Annotated in this window: 16 protein-coding genes; 9 read left to right on the forward strand and 7 right to left on the reverse strand. The window is 73.9% G+C overall.

Annotated elements, in window-relative coordinates:
- On the reverse strand, nt 1–313 hold a 313-nt coding region (locus NBZ85_RS15500), incomplete at its 3' end, for an SDR family NAD(P)-dependent oxidoreductase (RefSeq protein ID WP_261562107.1).
- Nucleotides 314–524: 211 nt separating this feature from the next.
- Here NBZ85_RS15500 and NBZ85_RS15505 point away from each other — a divergent pair.
- The 3 genes from NBZ85_RS15505 (at nt 525) to NBZ85_RS15515 (ending at nt 3,381) form a co-directional block, all read left to right on the forward strand.
- A complete protein-coding gene (locus tag NBZ85_RS15505; RefSeq protein WP_261562108.1) occupies nt 525–1,334 on the forward strand; it encodes a PaaX family transcriptional regulator C-terminal domain-containing protein in 810 nt (269 codons plus the stop codon).
- A 137-nt stretch (nt 1,335–1,471) separates the two neighbouring features.
- Complete coding sequence (locus NBZ85_RS15510) at nt 1,472–2,548, forward strand: LLM class F420-dependent oxidoreductase (RefSeq protein ID WP_261562109.1); 1,077 nt, start codon at nt 1,472–1,474, stop codon at nt 2,546–2,548.
- Entirely contained in the window at nt 2,545–3,381 is an 837-nt protein-coding gene (locus tag NBZ85_RS15515; RefSeq protein ID WP_261557393.1) for an enoyl-CoA hydratase/isomerase family protein, read from the forward strand. The genes NBZ85_RS15510 and NBZ85_RS15515 overlap by 4 nt, the downstream gene beginning before the upstream one ends.
- Before the next feature lie 15 nt (nt 3,382–3,396).
- Here the strand turns inward: NBZ85_RS15515 and NBZ85_RS15520 are convergent, their stop codons facing one another.
- Nucleotides 3,397–4,353, reverse strand: a complete 957-nt coding sequence (locus NBZ85_RS15520; RefSeq protein ID WP_261557392.1) for an FkbM family methyltransferase — start codon at nt 4,351–4,353, stop codon at nt 3,397–3,399.
- 354 nt (nt 4,354–4,707) lie between these two features.
- On the opposite strand from NBZ85_RS15520, the gene NBZ85_RS15525 reads away from it, so the two are divergent.
- The 6 genes from NBZ85_RS15525 to NBZ85_RS15550 all read left to right on the forward strand — a co-directional run bounded on the left by NBZ85_RS15525 (nt 4,708) and on the right by NBZ85_RS15550 (nt 10,734).
- Complete coding sequence (locus tag NBZ85_RS15525) at nt 4,708–5,778, forward strand: S1C family serine protease (protein WP_261557390.1); 1,071 nt, start codon at nt 4,708–4,710, stop codon at nt 5,776–5,778.
- Between the two features lie 162 nt (nt 5,779–5,940).
- A complete protein-coding gene (locus NBZ85_RS15530) occupies nt 5,941–7,647 on the forward strand; it encodes a metallophosphoesterase (protein WP_261562110.1) in 1,707 nt (568 codons plus the stop codon).
- A 634-nt stretch (nt 7,648–8,281) separates the two neighbouring features.
- Nucleotides 8,282–9,877, forward strand: a complete 1,596-nt coding sequence (locus NBZ85_RS15535; RefSeq protein ID WP_261562111.1) for a DUF6461 domain-containing protein — start codon at nt 8,282–8,284, stop codon at nt 9,875–9,877.
- 82 nt (nt 9,878–9,959) lie between these two features.
- Nucleotides 9,960–10,316 carry a hypothetical protein gene (locus NBZ85_RS15540; RefSeq protein ID WP_261557386.1) on the forward strand — a complete coding sequence of 119 codons (357 nt, stop codon included), beginning with the start codon at nt 9,960–9,962 and terminating at the stop codon, nt 10,314–10,316.
- Nucleotides 10,297–10,524 carry a zinc ribbon domain-containing protein gene (locus tag NBZ85_RS15545; protein ID WP_261557385.1) on the forward strand — a complete coding sequence of 76 codons (228 nt, stop codon included), beginning with the start codon at nt 10,297–10,299 and terminating at the stop codon, nt 10,522–10,524. The genes NBZ85_RS15540 and NBZ85_RS15545 overlap by 20 nt, the downstream gene beginning before the upstream one ends.
- Before the next feature lie 63 nt (nt 10,525–10,587).
- Nucleotides 10,588–10,734, forward strand: coding sequence for a hypothetical protein (locus NBZ85_RS15550; protein WP_261557384.1), 147 nt, complete (start codon nt 10,588–10,590; stop codon nt 10,732–10,734).
- Between the two features lie 82 nt (nt 10,735–10,816).
- Here the strand turns inward: NBZ85_RS15550 and NBZ85_RS15555 are convergent, their stop codons facing one another.
- From NBZ85_RS15555 to NBZ85_RS15575, 5 genes are all read right to left on the reverse strand, one after another.
- Nucleotides 10,817–11,269 carry a DUF4190 domain-containing protein gene (locus NBZ85_RS15555; RefSeq protein WP_261557383.1) on the reverse strand — a complete coding sequence of 151 codons (453 nt, stop codon included), beginning with the start codon at nt 11,267–11,269 and terminating at the stop codon, nt 10,817–10,819.
- Nucleotides 11,270–11,399: 130 nt separating this feature from the next.
- Nucleotides 11,400–11,720 carry a ferredoxin gene (locus NBZ85_RS15560; protein WP_261562112.1) on the reverse strand — a complete coding sequence of 107 codons (321 nt, stop codon included), beginning with the start codon at nt 11,718–11,720 and terminating at the stop codon, nt 11,400–11,402.
- Between the two features lie 113 nt (nt 11,721–11,833).
- The gene (locus NBZ85_RS15565; RefSeq protein ID WP_261562113.1) at nt 11,834–13,402 is read right to left on the reverse strand and encodes an NADH-ubiquinone oxidoreductase-F iron-sulfur binding region domain-containing protein; all 1,569 of its coding nucleotides are present in this window, start codon (nt 13,400–13,402) and stop codon (nt 11,834–11,836) included.
- Complete coding sequence (locus NBZ85_RS15570) at nt 13,399–14,136, reverse strand: ferric reductase-like transmembrane domain-containing protein (protein ID WP_261557380.1); 738 nt, start codon at nt 14,134–14,136, stop codon at nt 13,399–13,401. Before NBZ85_RS15570 ends, NBZ85_RS15565 begins: the two co-directional genes overlap by 4 nt.
- Nucleotides 14,133–15,014 (reverse strand): FAD:protein FMN transferase, encoded by an 882-nt coding sequence (locus NBZ85_RS15575; RefSeq protein WP_261562114.1) that lies wholly within the window; start codon nt 15,012–15,014, stop codon nt 14,133–14,135. Before NBZ85_RS15575 ends, NBZ85_RS15570 begins: the two co-directional genes overlap by 4 nt.
- Nucleotides 15,015–15,138: the final 124 nt, after the last annotated feature.

Here is a 15,138-nt window from a genome sequence, read left to right on the forward strand (position 1 = left end):
GGGCGGCGTTGTTCACCAGCAGGTCGACGGGGCCGAGGCGGGCACGGGTCACCTCGACGATGCGTTCGACGTCCGCCGGCCGGGACAGGTCGGCGGGGACGGCCAGGGCTCGGCCGCCGTCCTTCACGATCTCCTCGACGACCTCGTGCACGGTGCCGGGCAGGCGTGCGTCCCACTGCGCCTCGGTGCGTGCGACCACGGCGACCGCGGCGCCCTCGCGGGCGAAGGCCAGGGCGATGGCCCGGCCCAGGCCGCGGCTGGCCCCGGTGACGATCGCCGTACGGCCGGCGAGCCGACCGGCGCCGGCGCTCACCTCGCGGCCTGGGACGGAAGGCGGGGCTGTTGGCCTCGTCGGGTGTGACGTCGAATGCGGTCCATGTCCGAGGTTCTAGGCGCGGCCGCGCCCACCCGTCAATCGATCCGCCCCGGCCGCGGGCGACCGGGTCTGGGACCGCGGCGCTTCGGACGGGCGGCAGCCGAGGCGTCGTTACACTCCGGTGATGACGGCCGGTGAGTTTCCGGGTGTGTCGGCGCAGAGCTGGGTGCCGCTGCTGATCGGCACCGCGCTGCCGGCGCGCCCGTTCGCGTCCGGCGCGGGCCTCGTCGACCTGCTCGCCACCGCCGGCTACGCGGCGGGGGCGACCCGGGTGGGGCTGTCGCGGCTGTGCGCGGACGGCTCGCTCGAACGCCGCCGCGACGGCCGCCAGACCAGCTACCGGCTCGGCCGGCAGATGGCCGAGACGGTCACCTCGGTCGGCGGCCGGGTGGAGAGCTTCGGCCGGTCGGTGGGCTGGGACGGCTCGTGGACGATCGTGCTCGCCTCGGTGCCCGACGAGCTGCGCTCGACTCGGCGGCGGATGAAGAGCGCGCTGGCCTACCTCGGCTTCGGCCGGCTGCGGGAGGCCACCTGGGTCGCCGCGCGGGCCTGCGAGGACGAGGTCAAGGATCTGGTCGAGTCGCTCGACCTGGCCGGCCTGGTCGACGTGTTCGTCGGCCGCCCCTCGGCGCTCGCTGACGTCGACGCGATCCTGCACCGCTGCTGGGATCTCGGCTCGCTCACCCAGCGTTACAGTGCGTTCGTCGCCCGCTTCGCGCCGCTGCGCGCCGCCGTCTCCCGCGACGCCCTGACCGGACCGGACGCGCTGCTGTGGTGGATGCGGCTCACCCACGACTACCGCGAACTCGTCTACCGGGACCCGGAGCTGCCCCCCGAGTTCCTGCCGCCCGAGGCCCGCGCCCTGCGCGAGCAGGTCGTCGACACCTACGCGACCGCCCACGGCGGCCTCGACGGGCGCGCGACCGCACAGGTCCGCCACGCGCTCGGCATCGGGTGACCGGGGCGGTGTGCGTCGCGGCCGGGGACAGATAACAACTGATGGCCGCAGCAGACGGGTTCTGTTAGCTTCCCTGTCGACGGACGGCTGCGGCCGGGTGGCCGCCGGGCGTGCTCCCACCACTCATGAGGATGCGTATGAAGATCGACGGAGCCCTGGGCACGCTGGAGCAGGCGACGCGCAGTGCCCGCGCGGCGCAGGAGGCCGGCTACGACGGCGTCTGGGCGTCCGAGGTCAACCAGGATCCGTTCCTGCCGCTGACGCTCGCCGCCGACGCCACGTCGACCATCGAGCTGGGCACGTCGATCGCGGTGGCGCTCTCCCGCTCGCCGATGTCGCTGGCCTACACCGCGCACGACCTGGCGCGATTCTCCGGGGGCCGGTTCGTGCTGGGGCTGGGGTCCCAGGTCAAGGCGCACATCACCCGGCGCTTCTCGATGCCGTGGGGCCGTCCGGGGCCGCAGATGCGCGAGTTCATCCTGGCGATGCGGGCCGCGTGGTCGAGCTGGGCGGACGGGGCGCCGCTGTCGTTCGAGGGCGAGTACTACCGGCACACGCTGATGCCGCCGACGTTCGTCCCGGCGCCGCACCCCTACGGGCCGCCGCGGGTGCTGCTGGCCGGCGTCGGCGACGTGATGACCCGGGTCGCCGGCGAGGTCGCCGACGGTTTCCTCTGCCACGGCTTCACCACCGCGAGCTGGATCCGCGAGCACACCCTGCCGGCGCTGGCCGAGGGCCGGCGCCGCGCCGGGCTCGACCTGGCCGGCTTCGACGTTGTCGCCGGCGCCTTCCTCGCCACGGGAACCGAGCAGGAGATCGTCGAGGGCCTGGCGACGATCCGCGGGCAGATCTCCTTCTACGGCTCGACACCCGCCTACCGCCCGGTGCTGGAGCTGCACGGCTGGGGTGACCTCGGTGCCGAGCTCACGGTGCTGTCGAAGCAGAACCGCTGGGCGGAGATGGCCGGGCTGATCGACGACGACGTCGTCGAGGCGTTCGCCGTCGTCGCCCCGCCGGCCGAGGTCCCCGCCCGCTTCGCCGAGCGTTTCGCCGGCCTGGCGACGCGCCTGTCCTTCACCCCGCCGCCGTCGCTCGGCGCCGACGAGGTCCGCGAGATGGTCAGTGCCATCCGCGCCGTCCCCGCCGTCGGCGCCGTCGGCGCCCTTGGCGCCCTCGGTGGCGCCGACCCGACGACCAGCGGCGCGGCGCTGTGAGCGGGCCGGACGGCGCAGCCGGGGTGGATCTGGTCCAGCGGGAGGTCGTCGAGGACGGCGTGCAGCTGCTGCGGCTCAACCGGCCGGCGCGGCTCAACGCCATCACGCCGGCGCTCGTCGACGCGCTGCACCGCCGCCTCGACGAGGTCGACGCGGATCGCTCCTGCCGGGTGGTGATCCTCACCGGGGCGGGCCGCGGCTTCTGCGCCGGAGCCGACCTGCGCGGTGGGGATCCGGACCTCCCGGAGCCGTTCGAGCCGCGGCCCGGCCCCGTCGGCACCTTCCAGATCCAGGAGCAGTACTCGCGGACGACGAGCCGGCTGCGGGCGCTGTCCAAGCCGGTGATCGCGGCGGTCAACGGGCCGGCGACCGGCGGCGGCCTGGCGTTCACGCTCGGCTGCGACGTCCGCCTCGCCGCCGCGTCGGCGCGTTTCTCCGCGGCGTTCGCCCGCGTCGGGCTGTCCGGCTGCGACATGGGCACCGGCTGGCTGCTCAACCGGGTCGTCGGCGTCGGGCGGGCGCACGAGCTGCTGCTCACCGGCCGGATCATCGACGCCGAGGAGGCGCTGCGCATCGGCCTCGTCGTCGACGTCGTGCCCGACGACGCGCTGCTGGAGCGCGCGCTGGAGACCGCGCGGCTCATCCGCGCCAACTCGCCGTTCGGCGTCTACATGACCAAGCAGGTGATGTGGTCGACGCTGGAGATCCCCGGCCTGGAGGCGGCGATCAACCTGGAGAACCGCACCCAGGTCCTCGCCTCCACCACCGCGGACAACCCGGAGGCGGTGGCCGCCTACCTCGAACGACGCGAGCCCCGCTGGACCGACTCCTGACGGTTCCGCCGCACCTCAGGCGCGCAGCAGCGCCTCGTCCGCGGTGGAGAAGTAGTTCGCGACGTAGGGACGGACGGGTTCGGCGGCGAGGCGTTTGTCCTCGACGGCCGGGTCGATCGGGCCGACGAGGGTGTCGGTCGCCTCGTCGTGGCGGAAGGTCCGGTAGCCGTGGCGGCCGAGCGCGTCGAAGACCTCCGAGGGGGTGCCGCCCTCCCCGATGAGAGGGTCCTCGCTGATCTCGAAGCAGATGACGCCGATGCGCCGCTGCGCCAGCAGCCCGGCCGCGCCGGTGAAGACCTGGCGCTCGAAGCCCTCGACGTCGACCTTGCACAGCGCCACCCGCTCGATCCCCTCCCGCTCGGCGAACCCGTCGAGGGTGATCGCCGGGACCTCGACCACCTCACTCGGCCGGATCGCCGTGCCGTCGTAGGTGAACATCGGGTGGCTGCCGAGGGAGTTCCACCCGGACGCGGGGTCCGGGAACACGTTCATCGTCGCCGTGCCCGGGGTGTCGGTGACGGCGGCGCGCACGACCGTGACGTCCGCGGACCGGTTGAGCGCGAGGGTCTGGACGAGCCGGTCGGCAGTCGCGGGCACCGCCTCGAAGGCGTACACCCGGCCGGTCGCGCCGATGCGGCGTCGGGCGTGCACGCTGTAGACGCCGATGTTGGCGCCCACGTCGAACACCACGTCGCCGCCGCTGAGCAGCCGGTCCATCAGGGCGAAGGCCGGACGGTCCCCCGGGCGGCGCATGAGCGAGCGCAGATGAGCCCGTTCGCCGGCGGGGACCAGCAGGGTGATGCCGTACTCGTCCTCGACGACGACCGCCCCGCGCCGCGCCGCGTCCAGGGAGACCCGGGCCTGCCACAGTGCGTCCTTTGCGGCGACGACGCCGCCCCGCAGCCGCTTGTTCTGCCGCAGCGTCGCCTTGGTCTTCCCGACGATGCGGGTCGCGACCTCCGTTCCCGACATTTTCCACCCCCATGAATCGGCAAAGGCCCGTCGCGGTCGCGCGGACAGATGACGGAACTGATGACACGGGCAGACTAAGGCGCACGGATCGATGCGTCTCGCATTATCGCGAATGTGATTTATATCATAGTCGTTCTGAAGGGCTTATTCCGCTGCATGGTTTTGTTTGCTGATATGCAAAATTCGACTCTTACGGAAGAGAACGAGAACGGGTCCGCGCGAGCGTCCTTTTCGCCGGCTGTTGCCCGTCGCCTCGGTCTGTCGTGGGCGGGCGTTCGCCACGCGGCGTGCAGACGATTCGTCAGCGGGTATGTCACCAGCGTGTATCGGGTCGTGCGCAGAGCGTGGTTGCGGGTGGGGGCTGTGGTCGTGGTGCTCGTCGCCCTCATCGCCTTCGTCGGGCACGGCGGACGCTCCAGCGTGCCGCCGGCCAAGGGCGAGCCACCGGCCGCCGCGGGGGCGCTGTCCGTGGTGTCGGACGTCGTGGCCGACGTGGAGCCCTCCGTGGTCACCGTCCTTGTGGGGGACGGGCTGGGCAGCGGGATCGTCTACCGCTCCGACGGTGTCATCGTCACCAACCAGCACGTCGTGGCCGCGGCCTCCGGCGGGGCGGTCGAGGTCGCCTTCGCGGACGGGCGGCGCGTGCCGGGCAGGGTGCAGGCCGCGGACGCGATCAGCGACCTCGCCGTGGTGAAGGTTGAGCGCACCGGGCTGCCGGCGGCGAAGTTCCGCGAGCAGCAGCCCCGCCTCGGTGAGCTCGCGATCGCCATCGGCAGCCCGCTCGGCCTGGAGAACAGCGTCACCGCCGGGGTCATCTCGGGCCTCAACCGCACGCTGCCCGGCGTCGACGGTCAGGGTGGCCCGGGCGGTCAGGGCGGGGAAGGCGGCCAGGGCGGGTCCGGCGGGCAGGCCGCGGCGGCCGGCCCGCGGGTCGATCTCATCCAGACCGACGCGGCGATCTCGCCGGGGAACTCCGGCGGCGCGCTGCTGGACGCGCAGGGACGGGTCGTCGGCGTCACCGAGGCGTACGTGCCGCCGCAGAGCGGCGCGGTCTCGCTCGGGTTCGCGATCCCGTCGGCCACCGTCGTCGATGCCGTCGATCAGCTCCTGCGCACCGGTTCCGTGCGGCACGCGTTCATCGGGATCCAGTCCGTCACGCTCACCCCGCAGATCGCCGACCAGCTCGGCCTGACCGTCCGCAGCGGTGCGCTGGTGATCGGTGTGGTCAGCGGCGGCCCCGCGGCCCAGGCCGGTATCCAGCCCGGTGACGTCATCCGTTCGTTCGACGGCCGGGCGGTCACCTCCATCGAGGACTTCTCGGCCGAGCTGCGGACCGTCGATCCGGGGCAGACGGTCACCCTGACCGTCAACCGCGACGGCAGGAACGTGAAGCTCAAGGTGACCGCCACCGACCGTCCGACCTGACCGGCGACCTCCGCCGGGCCGAGTACCGCGCCAACCGGGAAGGCGCCAACCGGGAAAGGGGCTGCCGGCCTGCGTCGACGGTAAACGTGTTTACGTATATTTCGACCGGCGGCCATCTTGCCGTTGGGGCGCTCCGTAGGCGGCGGGCCTACGTTCAGCGCCATGCCAGTGAGTCCTCCCAACGAAGTGGTCGCATCCGGCGTTCCGGCGAACATCGCCCAGGACATGACCATCGCGGAGCAGCACGAGTGGCTCCAGACCTTTCTGCGCCGCCGGCCGGTGAGCCGCCGCGGCATGCTGCTCGGCGGCCTGGCGGGTGCGGGCGCCGCGACGCTGGGCACGACCCCGTTCGGTCGAGCCGCCTATGCCGCCACCGCGGCGGACAGCCCCCTGCTGGTCGGCGGGCGGCACACCGCGTTCGGCGTGGACCCGGCGCGTCAGCTCCGCCTGGCCGCGCAGCTCACCCGCAACCCGGGCCGCGGCCGGATCCTCGTCGACATCGGCCCGACCCGCGGCCTCGGCGGCACGGTCGAGGCCGAGGTCCGGCCGCTGCTGTCCCAGGTTCCGCAGGTCGACGGGTCGATCCTCAGCGTCGAGCAGTTCTACGTCCACGCCGCGTTCGACCGTCTGGCCCCGGGCCGGGAGTACTACTACCGGTTCCGAGTTCCCGGCGGGGCGACGACCCCGGTGCAGGCGGTGCGCACCGGCCACGCGAAGGGTCGCCACGGCGGGCCGTTCCGGTTCACGATGATGGGCGACCACGGGTCGAACACCACCCCGAAGGGTGACCCGAAGGGCCTGTTCGACGACAACTACTACAAGCCGGACAACGAGCCGACCGTCGCGCACGCCTCCGCCATCACCGCGGCGATCGCCCGCCAGGATCCCGCCTTCCACCTGCTCGCCGGCGACATCTGCTACGCCGACCCGTCCGGCGCGGGCAAGCCCCCGCAGCGGAACCCCACCGGTCAGCCCCCGGCCGGTTTCGACAACTACGACCCGACGGTCTGGGACGTCTACCTGGCCGACATCGAGCTCTCCAGCGCCCGCAGCCCGTGGATGTTCGCCACTGGCAACCACGACATGGAGGCGCTGTACTCGCCGCACGGCTACGGCGGCCACGCCGCCCGCCTGGACCTGCCCGGCGACGGGCCCAAGGGCTGCCCGAGCGTGTACTCGTTCGTCTACGGCAACGTCGCCGTGCTCTCGCTGGACGCCAACGACGTCAGCTTCGAGATCAAGACGAACACCGGCTACTCCGGCGGCGCGCAGACCTCCTGGGTGGAGCGCACCCTCAAGGGCTACCGCAACGACCCCGACATCGACTTCATCGTCTGCTTCTTCCACCACTGCGCCTACTCGACGACCACGCAGCACGCCAGTGACGGCGGGGTCCGCGGTGCGTGGGCGGGCCTGTTCGACCGCTACCAGGTCGACCTGGTGCTGCAGGGACACAACCACCTCTTCGAGCGCTCTGACCCGATCCGCAACAACGCCCCGACCCGCGAGGCGCCGGACGGCTCGACCATCGAACCGGCCACCGACGGCACCATCTACATCACCGCGGGCAGCGCCGGCCGCCCGCGCTACCAGTTCCAGACCGGTGAGGTGGAGAACTACCGCGGCAAGCCGGCCCCGGCGGGGTCGAACATCGTGCCGAACAGCTACGTCTGGGCGCCCGACGGCACGAAGACCCCCGAGGCGATCAGCTGGTCGCGCACGCGCTTCGACAACTACGCGTTCGTCGCCGTCGACTCGGCGCCCGGGCACCCGGGCGGCTCGTCCACGCTGACCGTGCGCGGCGTCGACGAGCACGGCACCGAGTTCGACCGCGTCGTCCTCAAGCGCCCCGTCCCCCGTCACCGCTGACGGCGACGGCGCACCGTCCGCCGCCGATCCGGCCTTCGTCGGTTCGGACGGCGGACGGCTGCCCGGCGGCGTGGCTGGTCCAGAGCGACGGATCGGGCACCGACGGGTAGGCACCGCGTCCGTCTCCGGTTCGGGCGTGCGCGCAGACGACCTGCTGGGCCACTGTGCGCCGATTTCTGTCGGACCCCCCGCCTAGCCTGATCGCCAGATGGAGTCGAGATCTGACGAGTCCAGTGGGAGCGGGGCCGATGGTGGACGAGGAGCAAGGTCGGCGGGGTGTGGTGCCGGCGTCGCACGAGGTGTCCGGGCGGCCGGATTCCGGGCCTCGGGTCGCCCCGTTGGGCGGCGTGAGCGGCGAGGCGACGTGGGTGCTCGCCGGGCTCGTGGCCGAGGTGTTGCCGCAGCTCGCTGCCCGAGTACCACCCGCGCCCGCGGCAGTGGTCGGCCGCCTCGGCGCGGCTGAGCCGGGTGCCGAGGCCCCGCCGGGTGCGGAGGCCCCGCTGGGGGTTGTTGCCCCGCCGGGGGTTGTGGTGGTGGGCCGGGAAGTTCAGCCGGGACGGTCCGTCCCCTTCCCGTCCCACCAGGACTGGTCCGACTCTCCGGCCTACGCCGCGAGGGTTACGTCGGCTCCGCGGTGCTGGAGGCCCTGCGGGCACTGGGCACGCCGCTCGCGGAGCGGCTGCTCGGCGCGTTGGAGCTCGCCGTGGACGGCCTGCGGCTGGCGCCCGTGCCCGGCCTGCCCGACCTGCGCAACCTCCGGCCGCCGCGGCAGATCACCGTCGACGAGCCGGTCGGGACGAACGATCCCGACGGCGAGGTGGTGCACGCGGTGCGCCGCCTCGACCGGGTGCTGCCGGAGGCCACGGAGCTCGTCGTCACGCTGGTCGCCGTCCTGGCTCGACATCCCGCGATCGCACCCCTGCTCACCGACGCCGCTGCGGCGGAGGCGGAGATCGCGGCGCGCCGCGGTGCGGCGCACCTCGCGCTCGGTGTTGCCGTCGCCGCGGCGGTCCTGCCGACGGTCGCCCTGGCGCCCTTCGTCGTCGGCGCCCCCGCGGTCGTCGGCACCGGGCTCGGTGCCGCCGCCGTGTACCTGTCCGGCGTGCCGATGCCGCCCGGCTACGGCGAGGCCCTGCTGGCCAGGCGCCGGTCGGAGTATCGCCTCCCGCGTTCCTGCGCCGGGTCGGTGCAGGTGCGCGGCCACAGGTTCGGCCTGTTCGAGGGCTCGTTTCCGCCGGGCGTCGACGCGGACGCGGCCTTCTCGGCCAACGGCCTGGTCGCCGTGGTTCCCGGCGGCGCGGTGATCCGAACCGGCCAGGCCGACGGCAGCGTCCGGATCCGGTTACGCGTCCTGGCCGAGCCGCCGCCCGAATCACCGAGCCCGGGGGGCTGGAACCTGCGGGACTGGGACGAGGGCGTCGAGGTGAGCTGGCACGCGGACGTTGGGTCCGCATCGGTGGTCAGCCCGGACGGCACCCCCGCCCCGGCGGCCCTGCGGGAGCAGACGCCGCCATGGCCCGGCGACCATCGGCTGCGGGTCGTCGCGCGTGGCCGCGACGACGCCAACCGCACCGAGTCCTACGAGCTGTGGGTGTGGCCCGCGCCGCCCGCGCCCGAACTCGTCCGCCGCCGCACCGACCGGCTCGGTCACCGGCTGCGTGGCGAGCCGGAGCCGCCGGCCCCGCCCGAGGGCCACCTGCGGTGGATCTACGCCAGCATGCTGCAGGAGGCCGCCACCATCACCGTCGTGGCTGGCGCCGACCGGGACGACGTGGTGCGCGCCTTCGGCGCCGATCCGCGCCACCGGCGATCGCTGGTCTCCCTGATCGACCTGCCGGACCGCGACGGCTGGGTGGCGGCGCTCGCCCTGCCCGAGGCCGGCGTGGTCGTGGTGGCGGAGGACAACGGGTTCACCGGTAGCGACCCGGAAGTCATGCGTGCGTTGTCCCGGCTCGGTCCCGCGGCGAGCATGTTCTGGAACGTCAACGCTCTCACCCGGCTGACCCTGGCGCGTGCCGGCGACATCGTCGTGGCGGACGAGTTGACCGCGTCCTACCCGGCCGGGCCCGAGGCGGCGCCCTACCTGGCCGGCATCGACCTGACGGCCCGGCAGAACTGGATTGCCAAAGGCCTGCTCGTCGTCGAACGGTTCACCGGATATGGGCTGCGGCCCGGCGATCTGGACCGGCTCTGGACCGAGGATCTCGCCCATCGGATCCGCGGCAGGTGACGGCCGCCGGACGGGTCAACGACGGCGTGGGCCCTTGGACTGGGACTCGTAGCCGGAGAATCCCACGCGGACGTTCGTGCGGTTGCAGGGCATTGGTCATGTCAAGGTCCACCAGTATCGGCGGGTGCTCGGCAGGGTCAGGACGGTCAGCGTCACGCGTGAGGGCAGGCGTTGGTATGTGATCCTGTTCTGCGACGACGTGCCCGCCGAGCCGCTGCCCCCCGCCGGTGGGGTGGTCGGTGTGGATGTCGCTATCGCGTCGTTCCTGACGACCTCGGCCGGCGAGCATGAGCCGAACCCGACGTGTTTGGACCGGTCCGCCGGCCGGCTGGCGGCCGCCCAGCGGGACCTGTCCCGGGCGAAGCGCGGTTCGGCGCGGCGCGGGAAGACCGCCGCCCGGGTGGGGATGATCAGCCGGGGTGTTGCGTGCCAAGGCTGAAAGCGCCGGACGGGTCGTCGTCGAGGTCAACGCCCGCCACACCTCCCAGCGCTGCGCGGCCTGCGGCCATGTCGCGGAGGAGAACCGGCCCACCCAGGCCGAGTTCTGCTGTGTGATGTGCGGGCACACCGCGGACGCGGACGAGAATGCGGCCGTCAACATTCTTCGGACAGGGCTTGCCCGTCAGGCTGAGGCGCAGGCGGCCTGAGAAGCTGACGGCTTCAACCGTCAGAGGAGTCACCGTGGCTGGTCCAGCGCGGGCGTCGGCGGGGTGGACGCCACCTGGGCGCTCGTCTGGCATTTCGATGCCGACGGGAAGGTCGACCGGGTGCTGAACCTGACCGGTGACCAACACCAGATGGACGCGTTCATCTGGGCGAACTTCCCCCTGCGTCCGCTGCCCGAACGACTGGCCTGACCGTCGGGCAGCGGGCTGGGCAGGAGGTGCCGGGTAGGAGGCGCAGGCCTTCCTGCGATGCTCGAGACGGCCGCGGCGCGGGTCAGGAGGTGTAGACCAGGATGCTGAGGACCCAGCCGACGATCATGGCCGCGATGGCGACGAAGGTCGCGAGCCTGCCCCGCCGGCTGCCCTTGCCCCAGGCCACGGCGCCGCAGGCGATGGCGGCGAAACCGACGAACGGCACGAACAGCGCCACGACCGAGAAAACGAAGGCGAGAATCCACAGCGCCCGCGTCCCGGACGATTCCGTGCGCGGCCCGGCCGGCTGCGGCTGGCGGCCGTACTGCATCTGATCCTGGCCATTATCCGGGTACGGAAAATAGCCCGTCCGGTCGCTTTCCTGAGTGCCATAGCCGCCGTACTGCGGCGAGTTCTGGGGCGGGTACGGCTCACGGTAGGGCTGGCCGTAGGGCTGGTTAAGAGGCTGGTTGGAAGGCGGGTTGACGGGAAGCTGCTCGGTACCGGCATCGTGCACCGTGTTGGGCCTCGTCATGGGAACTCCTCTTCTCCTTCGGTCGTCGGCCGGTACTGTCGTGATGTTGCTGTACCCCGCAATCTCGTTCTCTCACACGGAGATTTCCGAGAAAATATTCTTGGTCCGACGGCGTGCTCGGCCGTGCCGCTCACCTGGGGGGCAGCAGGCGCAAAGCGAGGCGGGGGCAGGCGTCGACAGCCCGGCGGGCGTGGCCGGCGAGCTGCGCGGGGATCGTGATGTCCCGGGTGGCCCGGGCGCCCGGGGCGAGGGCCAGGGGGTAGCCGTCAGGATCGCGGGTGAGCAGCTCCGGGAGCAGCTCGGCGCACCAGCCGCGGGCGTCGCAGGCCGTCCAGTCGATCCACAGCCGGGCCGGGCCGGCCGCGGGCACGCCGCCGCCCGCTGTGGTGGCCGGATGGCCGGTTGGAGCGTCGGTCGGGGCGGCCCGCCGCCGTTGCGGTATGCCGGGCATGATGTCTCCTCCTGTGCCTGCCTGAACGCGTGCATGCTGGGTGGGCCGGCCGGGGTGTGCCGATGGGTCGCGGGCGGCTCGGCGGCGGACCACCTCGCGGGGTCGGTCGCCGGTCAGCTCGGGTGGGCCGAGCCGAGGCAGTGGCCCTGCGCGTGCGCGCGGATGTCGGCGGCGAACGTGCGCAGAGCGCTGTGTACGAGGCGGGCCGCGCCGTCGGGATGGTGGCAGGCGCCGCGGCCCGAGACCAGGGCGGCCAGGCGAAGCGCGCGGCTCGCCGCCTGGGCCGGGTTCTCCCCGTCCGGCGCCGTGTCCGGGCCGGCGACCCGCGCCATGCCGGCCACCGACCGGGCGAGCTGCGGCAGCCCGCTGACGCACGGGCCGCACTGGCCGGCGTTCTGCGCGGCCAGGTAGGCGACGATGCGGGCGGTCTCGGCCAGCCCGCAGGCACCGGCGGGCAGCACCGAGACGATCCCCGGTCCCGGCTCGGCGCCCCACGGGGCCAGCCCCGCCCGCGACATCGCCACCTGCGGCCCCACCTCGACGGGCAGCCAGGTGCCGGCGTAGCCGCCGAGCCGCAGGGCGCCGACCGGTTCGACGGCACCGCCGCGCAGCCCGAGAAGATCACCGAGGGGGGTTCCGTACGGCACCTCGACGACTCCCGGCGCGGCGACGGTTCCCGTCACCGTGACCAGGAGCGTGCCGGGCTCGTCTGCGGTCCCGACGGAGCGGAACCAGGCGGCGCCCCAACGCGCGATCATCGCCAGGTGGGCGAGGGTCTCGACGTTGTGCACCAGCGTCGGCCGTCCGTGCAGGCCGTCGTCGGCCAGCGGTCGCCAGTGCGCGCGGGGCCGCGCCGGCGCGCCTTCGAGCGCGGCGACGACCGCGGACGCCTCTCCGGCGAGGAACGTTGCCGGTGCCTCGCGGACCTCGATCTGGCAGCGGTCCCAGCCGGCGGCCCGCCGTTCGGCCACCGCCCGCCGGACGCTTTGCGCCGCCGCCCCCGGCTTCACGTGGACGTAGGCCTCGCCGGCGCCGACCGCCTCGGCGGCGAGCTGGAGCCCGTCGAGGACGAGATGCGCCGCCGCAACGAGCAGGGTGGCGTCCTTGGCGCTCTCGGGCTCGCCTTCCGCGGCGTTGGCGACGACGACGGGGGTGCCGGGCCGCCGGGTGCCGCCGGGTGCCGCCCGGCGGCGGCCACCGAGACGTCCAGTGTCCGGGTGCGCGGCCGCAGCGACGGCGGACAGCTTGCGCCAGGTCGGGAACGCCGCCCCGCCCCGCCCGGTCAGGCCCGAGTCGCGGATCTCCGCCAGCAGATGCCCACCCGGACCACGCCACGGCACCGGCCCGCACCGCCGGTAGTGGCTGCCGAGGTCGGCCGCGGCCGCCGCCAGCAGACGCTGGGCGCCTCCGCCATCCCCGCCATCCCCGACAGTCTTCACCGCATGGCCCGGTCCGGTGATCCCCGGTCCGGCCGGGGGATGCTCGCCGGTGCGGATCCGGTGGACGCCGGCCGGCCAGGGCTCATGGTCGGGGCGTTCGCGGCTGGGGCGTTCGCGGCCGGCCGGGCCGGCGCCGACGGACGAGGCGGGCCCCCGGGGTGCGGCGGCTGTGGCCAGGCGCGAGGGCGGGACCGGCGCGGTTGCGCTCGCGATAGGCGGGGAGACAGCGTGCTCGACGGTCATCGTGGGTCCGATCGGTCGGCGGCCGCCTCGGGATGGCCCGCGGCACCGGGGATGGTCTGGGCGGGCGGCGTCACCGTGGCGGCAGCCCGGGTGGCCCGTTCGGGACGGCTGCCCCCCGTCGGGATGGTGCGCATCGCCCGGACGGGGGAGTCGTTCACCGTGACGGGCAGCGGCGGGGGTGGCGCTAAGCCCACGGGTTGGCGGCTCGCGGCGAACCCGGCCGACAGCCGCCAGGTCACCGCACCGGCGACGGCGAACGCGCAGGTGACAGCCACCGCCCGCAGCCACGTGGTGCTCGTGTCACTGCCCGCGCCGAGTGCGTGCGCGAACGCCACCGGCCAAGCGGCGTAGGCGGCCCAGTGCACCGTCCGCCAGGTGCGGGCGCCGAGATGGCGGCGCAGCAGGCTGGTCAGCACGATCGCCGCCAGCAGGTCGAGCGCCACCGTGCCGAGGCCCACCCACAGCGGCCGGTACCCGGCCCCGAAGGGGATGATGATGTCGGGCAGGGTGAGCTGCGCATACGGGTCGAGTGACAGCGTCACGACATGCAGGGCGACGAAGCCGACGGCAAGCAGGGACGCGCTACGGTGCACCGCGGCCACCGCGAAGCCGGGCAGGCCCGCCAGGCCCCGGCCCGATCGGGCCAGCACACCGAGGCTGACCGTGACCGTGAGCAGCAGCAGCGCGACGGTGCCGCTGCCACGGGCGACGTACCACAGCGTGTTGGTGGTCATCGGGTGTCCCCGGGTGCGGCGGCTGCGTCCGGGTAGGGCCAGCCGGCCACGGTGACGACCGTGCCGTCCGCGTCGACCAGCCGCGCGGCCAGTCTTTCGCGGCGCAGCGCGCCGGGTGCCGCCGGGCCGCGCACGATCGACGCCGTGCTCGCCGTGTTCGCGTCGACGCAGCTCGCCGCCGCAACGGTGACCGTCCGCCACACCGCCGGGGCCGGCTGGCAGGTACGCGGGTCGAGCACGTGGTGCAGCAGCCGGTTGCCGCGCCGCCAGCGTCGGCCCAGGGTGCTGGACGTGGCGACCGCGAGCCCCGCCGGTAGTTCGATCGTGCACTCGGGCTCGCCCGGCTGGTCCAGCACCCGGACGCGCCAGCCACCCTGGGGCGCCGGCCCGGCGGTGGCGATGTCCCCGCCCAGACTGACCAGGACCCCGGTGCCCAACCGCTCGGCGACCAGCGCGGCGCAACGGTCGGCGGTGTGCGCCTTCGCCGTCGCCCCGAGGTCGAGCCGCACGCCGGCCGGCAGAGTCAGCATCTGCCCGGTGAGCCGGATGCGCTGCCAGCCCGGAGCCGGCCGGCGCACCACCCGCACGGGCGGTCCGCCGGGTGGCAGCAGAGCGATGTCGCGGTCGTAGCCCAGATCGGCCAGTGCGCCCCCGACGGTCGGGTCGACGTCCCCACCGCTGCGCCGGGCGGCCGTCAGGGCCACTTCGATCAGCTCGGCGAGCAGGGGGCTGACCTGCTGGGAGGCACCGGCGGCCGCGTCGAGCCGGACGATTTCCGCATCGGTGCGGAACCGGCTGGCGACCTCGTCGACCGCCGCGAGCTGACCGACGACGAGCCGCCGGGCTGCGTCGAGCCGGCCCGGGTCGGTCACCACCACCTGTGCGGTCGTGCTCCAGACCGGCCATGTCGCCGACGCCGTCTCCCCGGGCCCTGCGGTGCCGGAGCCCCGCCCGGTCGAGGGATACGCGTCGGCGGACCCATCGGCCGGGGAGGTCGTGGCG

The organism is Frankia tisae (assembly GCF_025403405.1).
GTDB classification, from domain to species: Bacteria; Actinomycetota; Actinomycetes; order Frankiales; family Frankiaceae; genus Frankia; species Frankia tisai.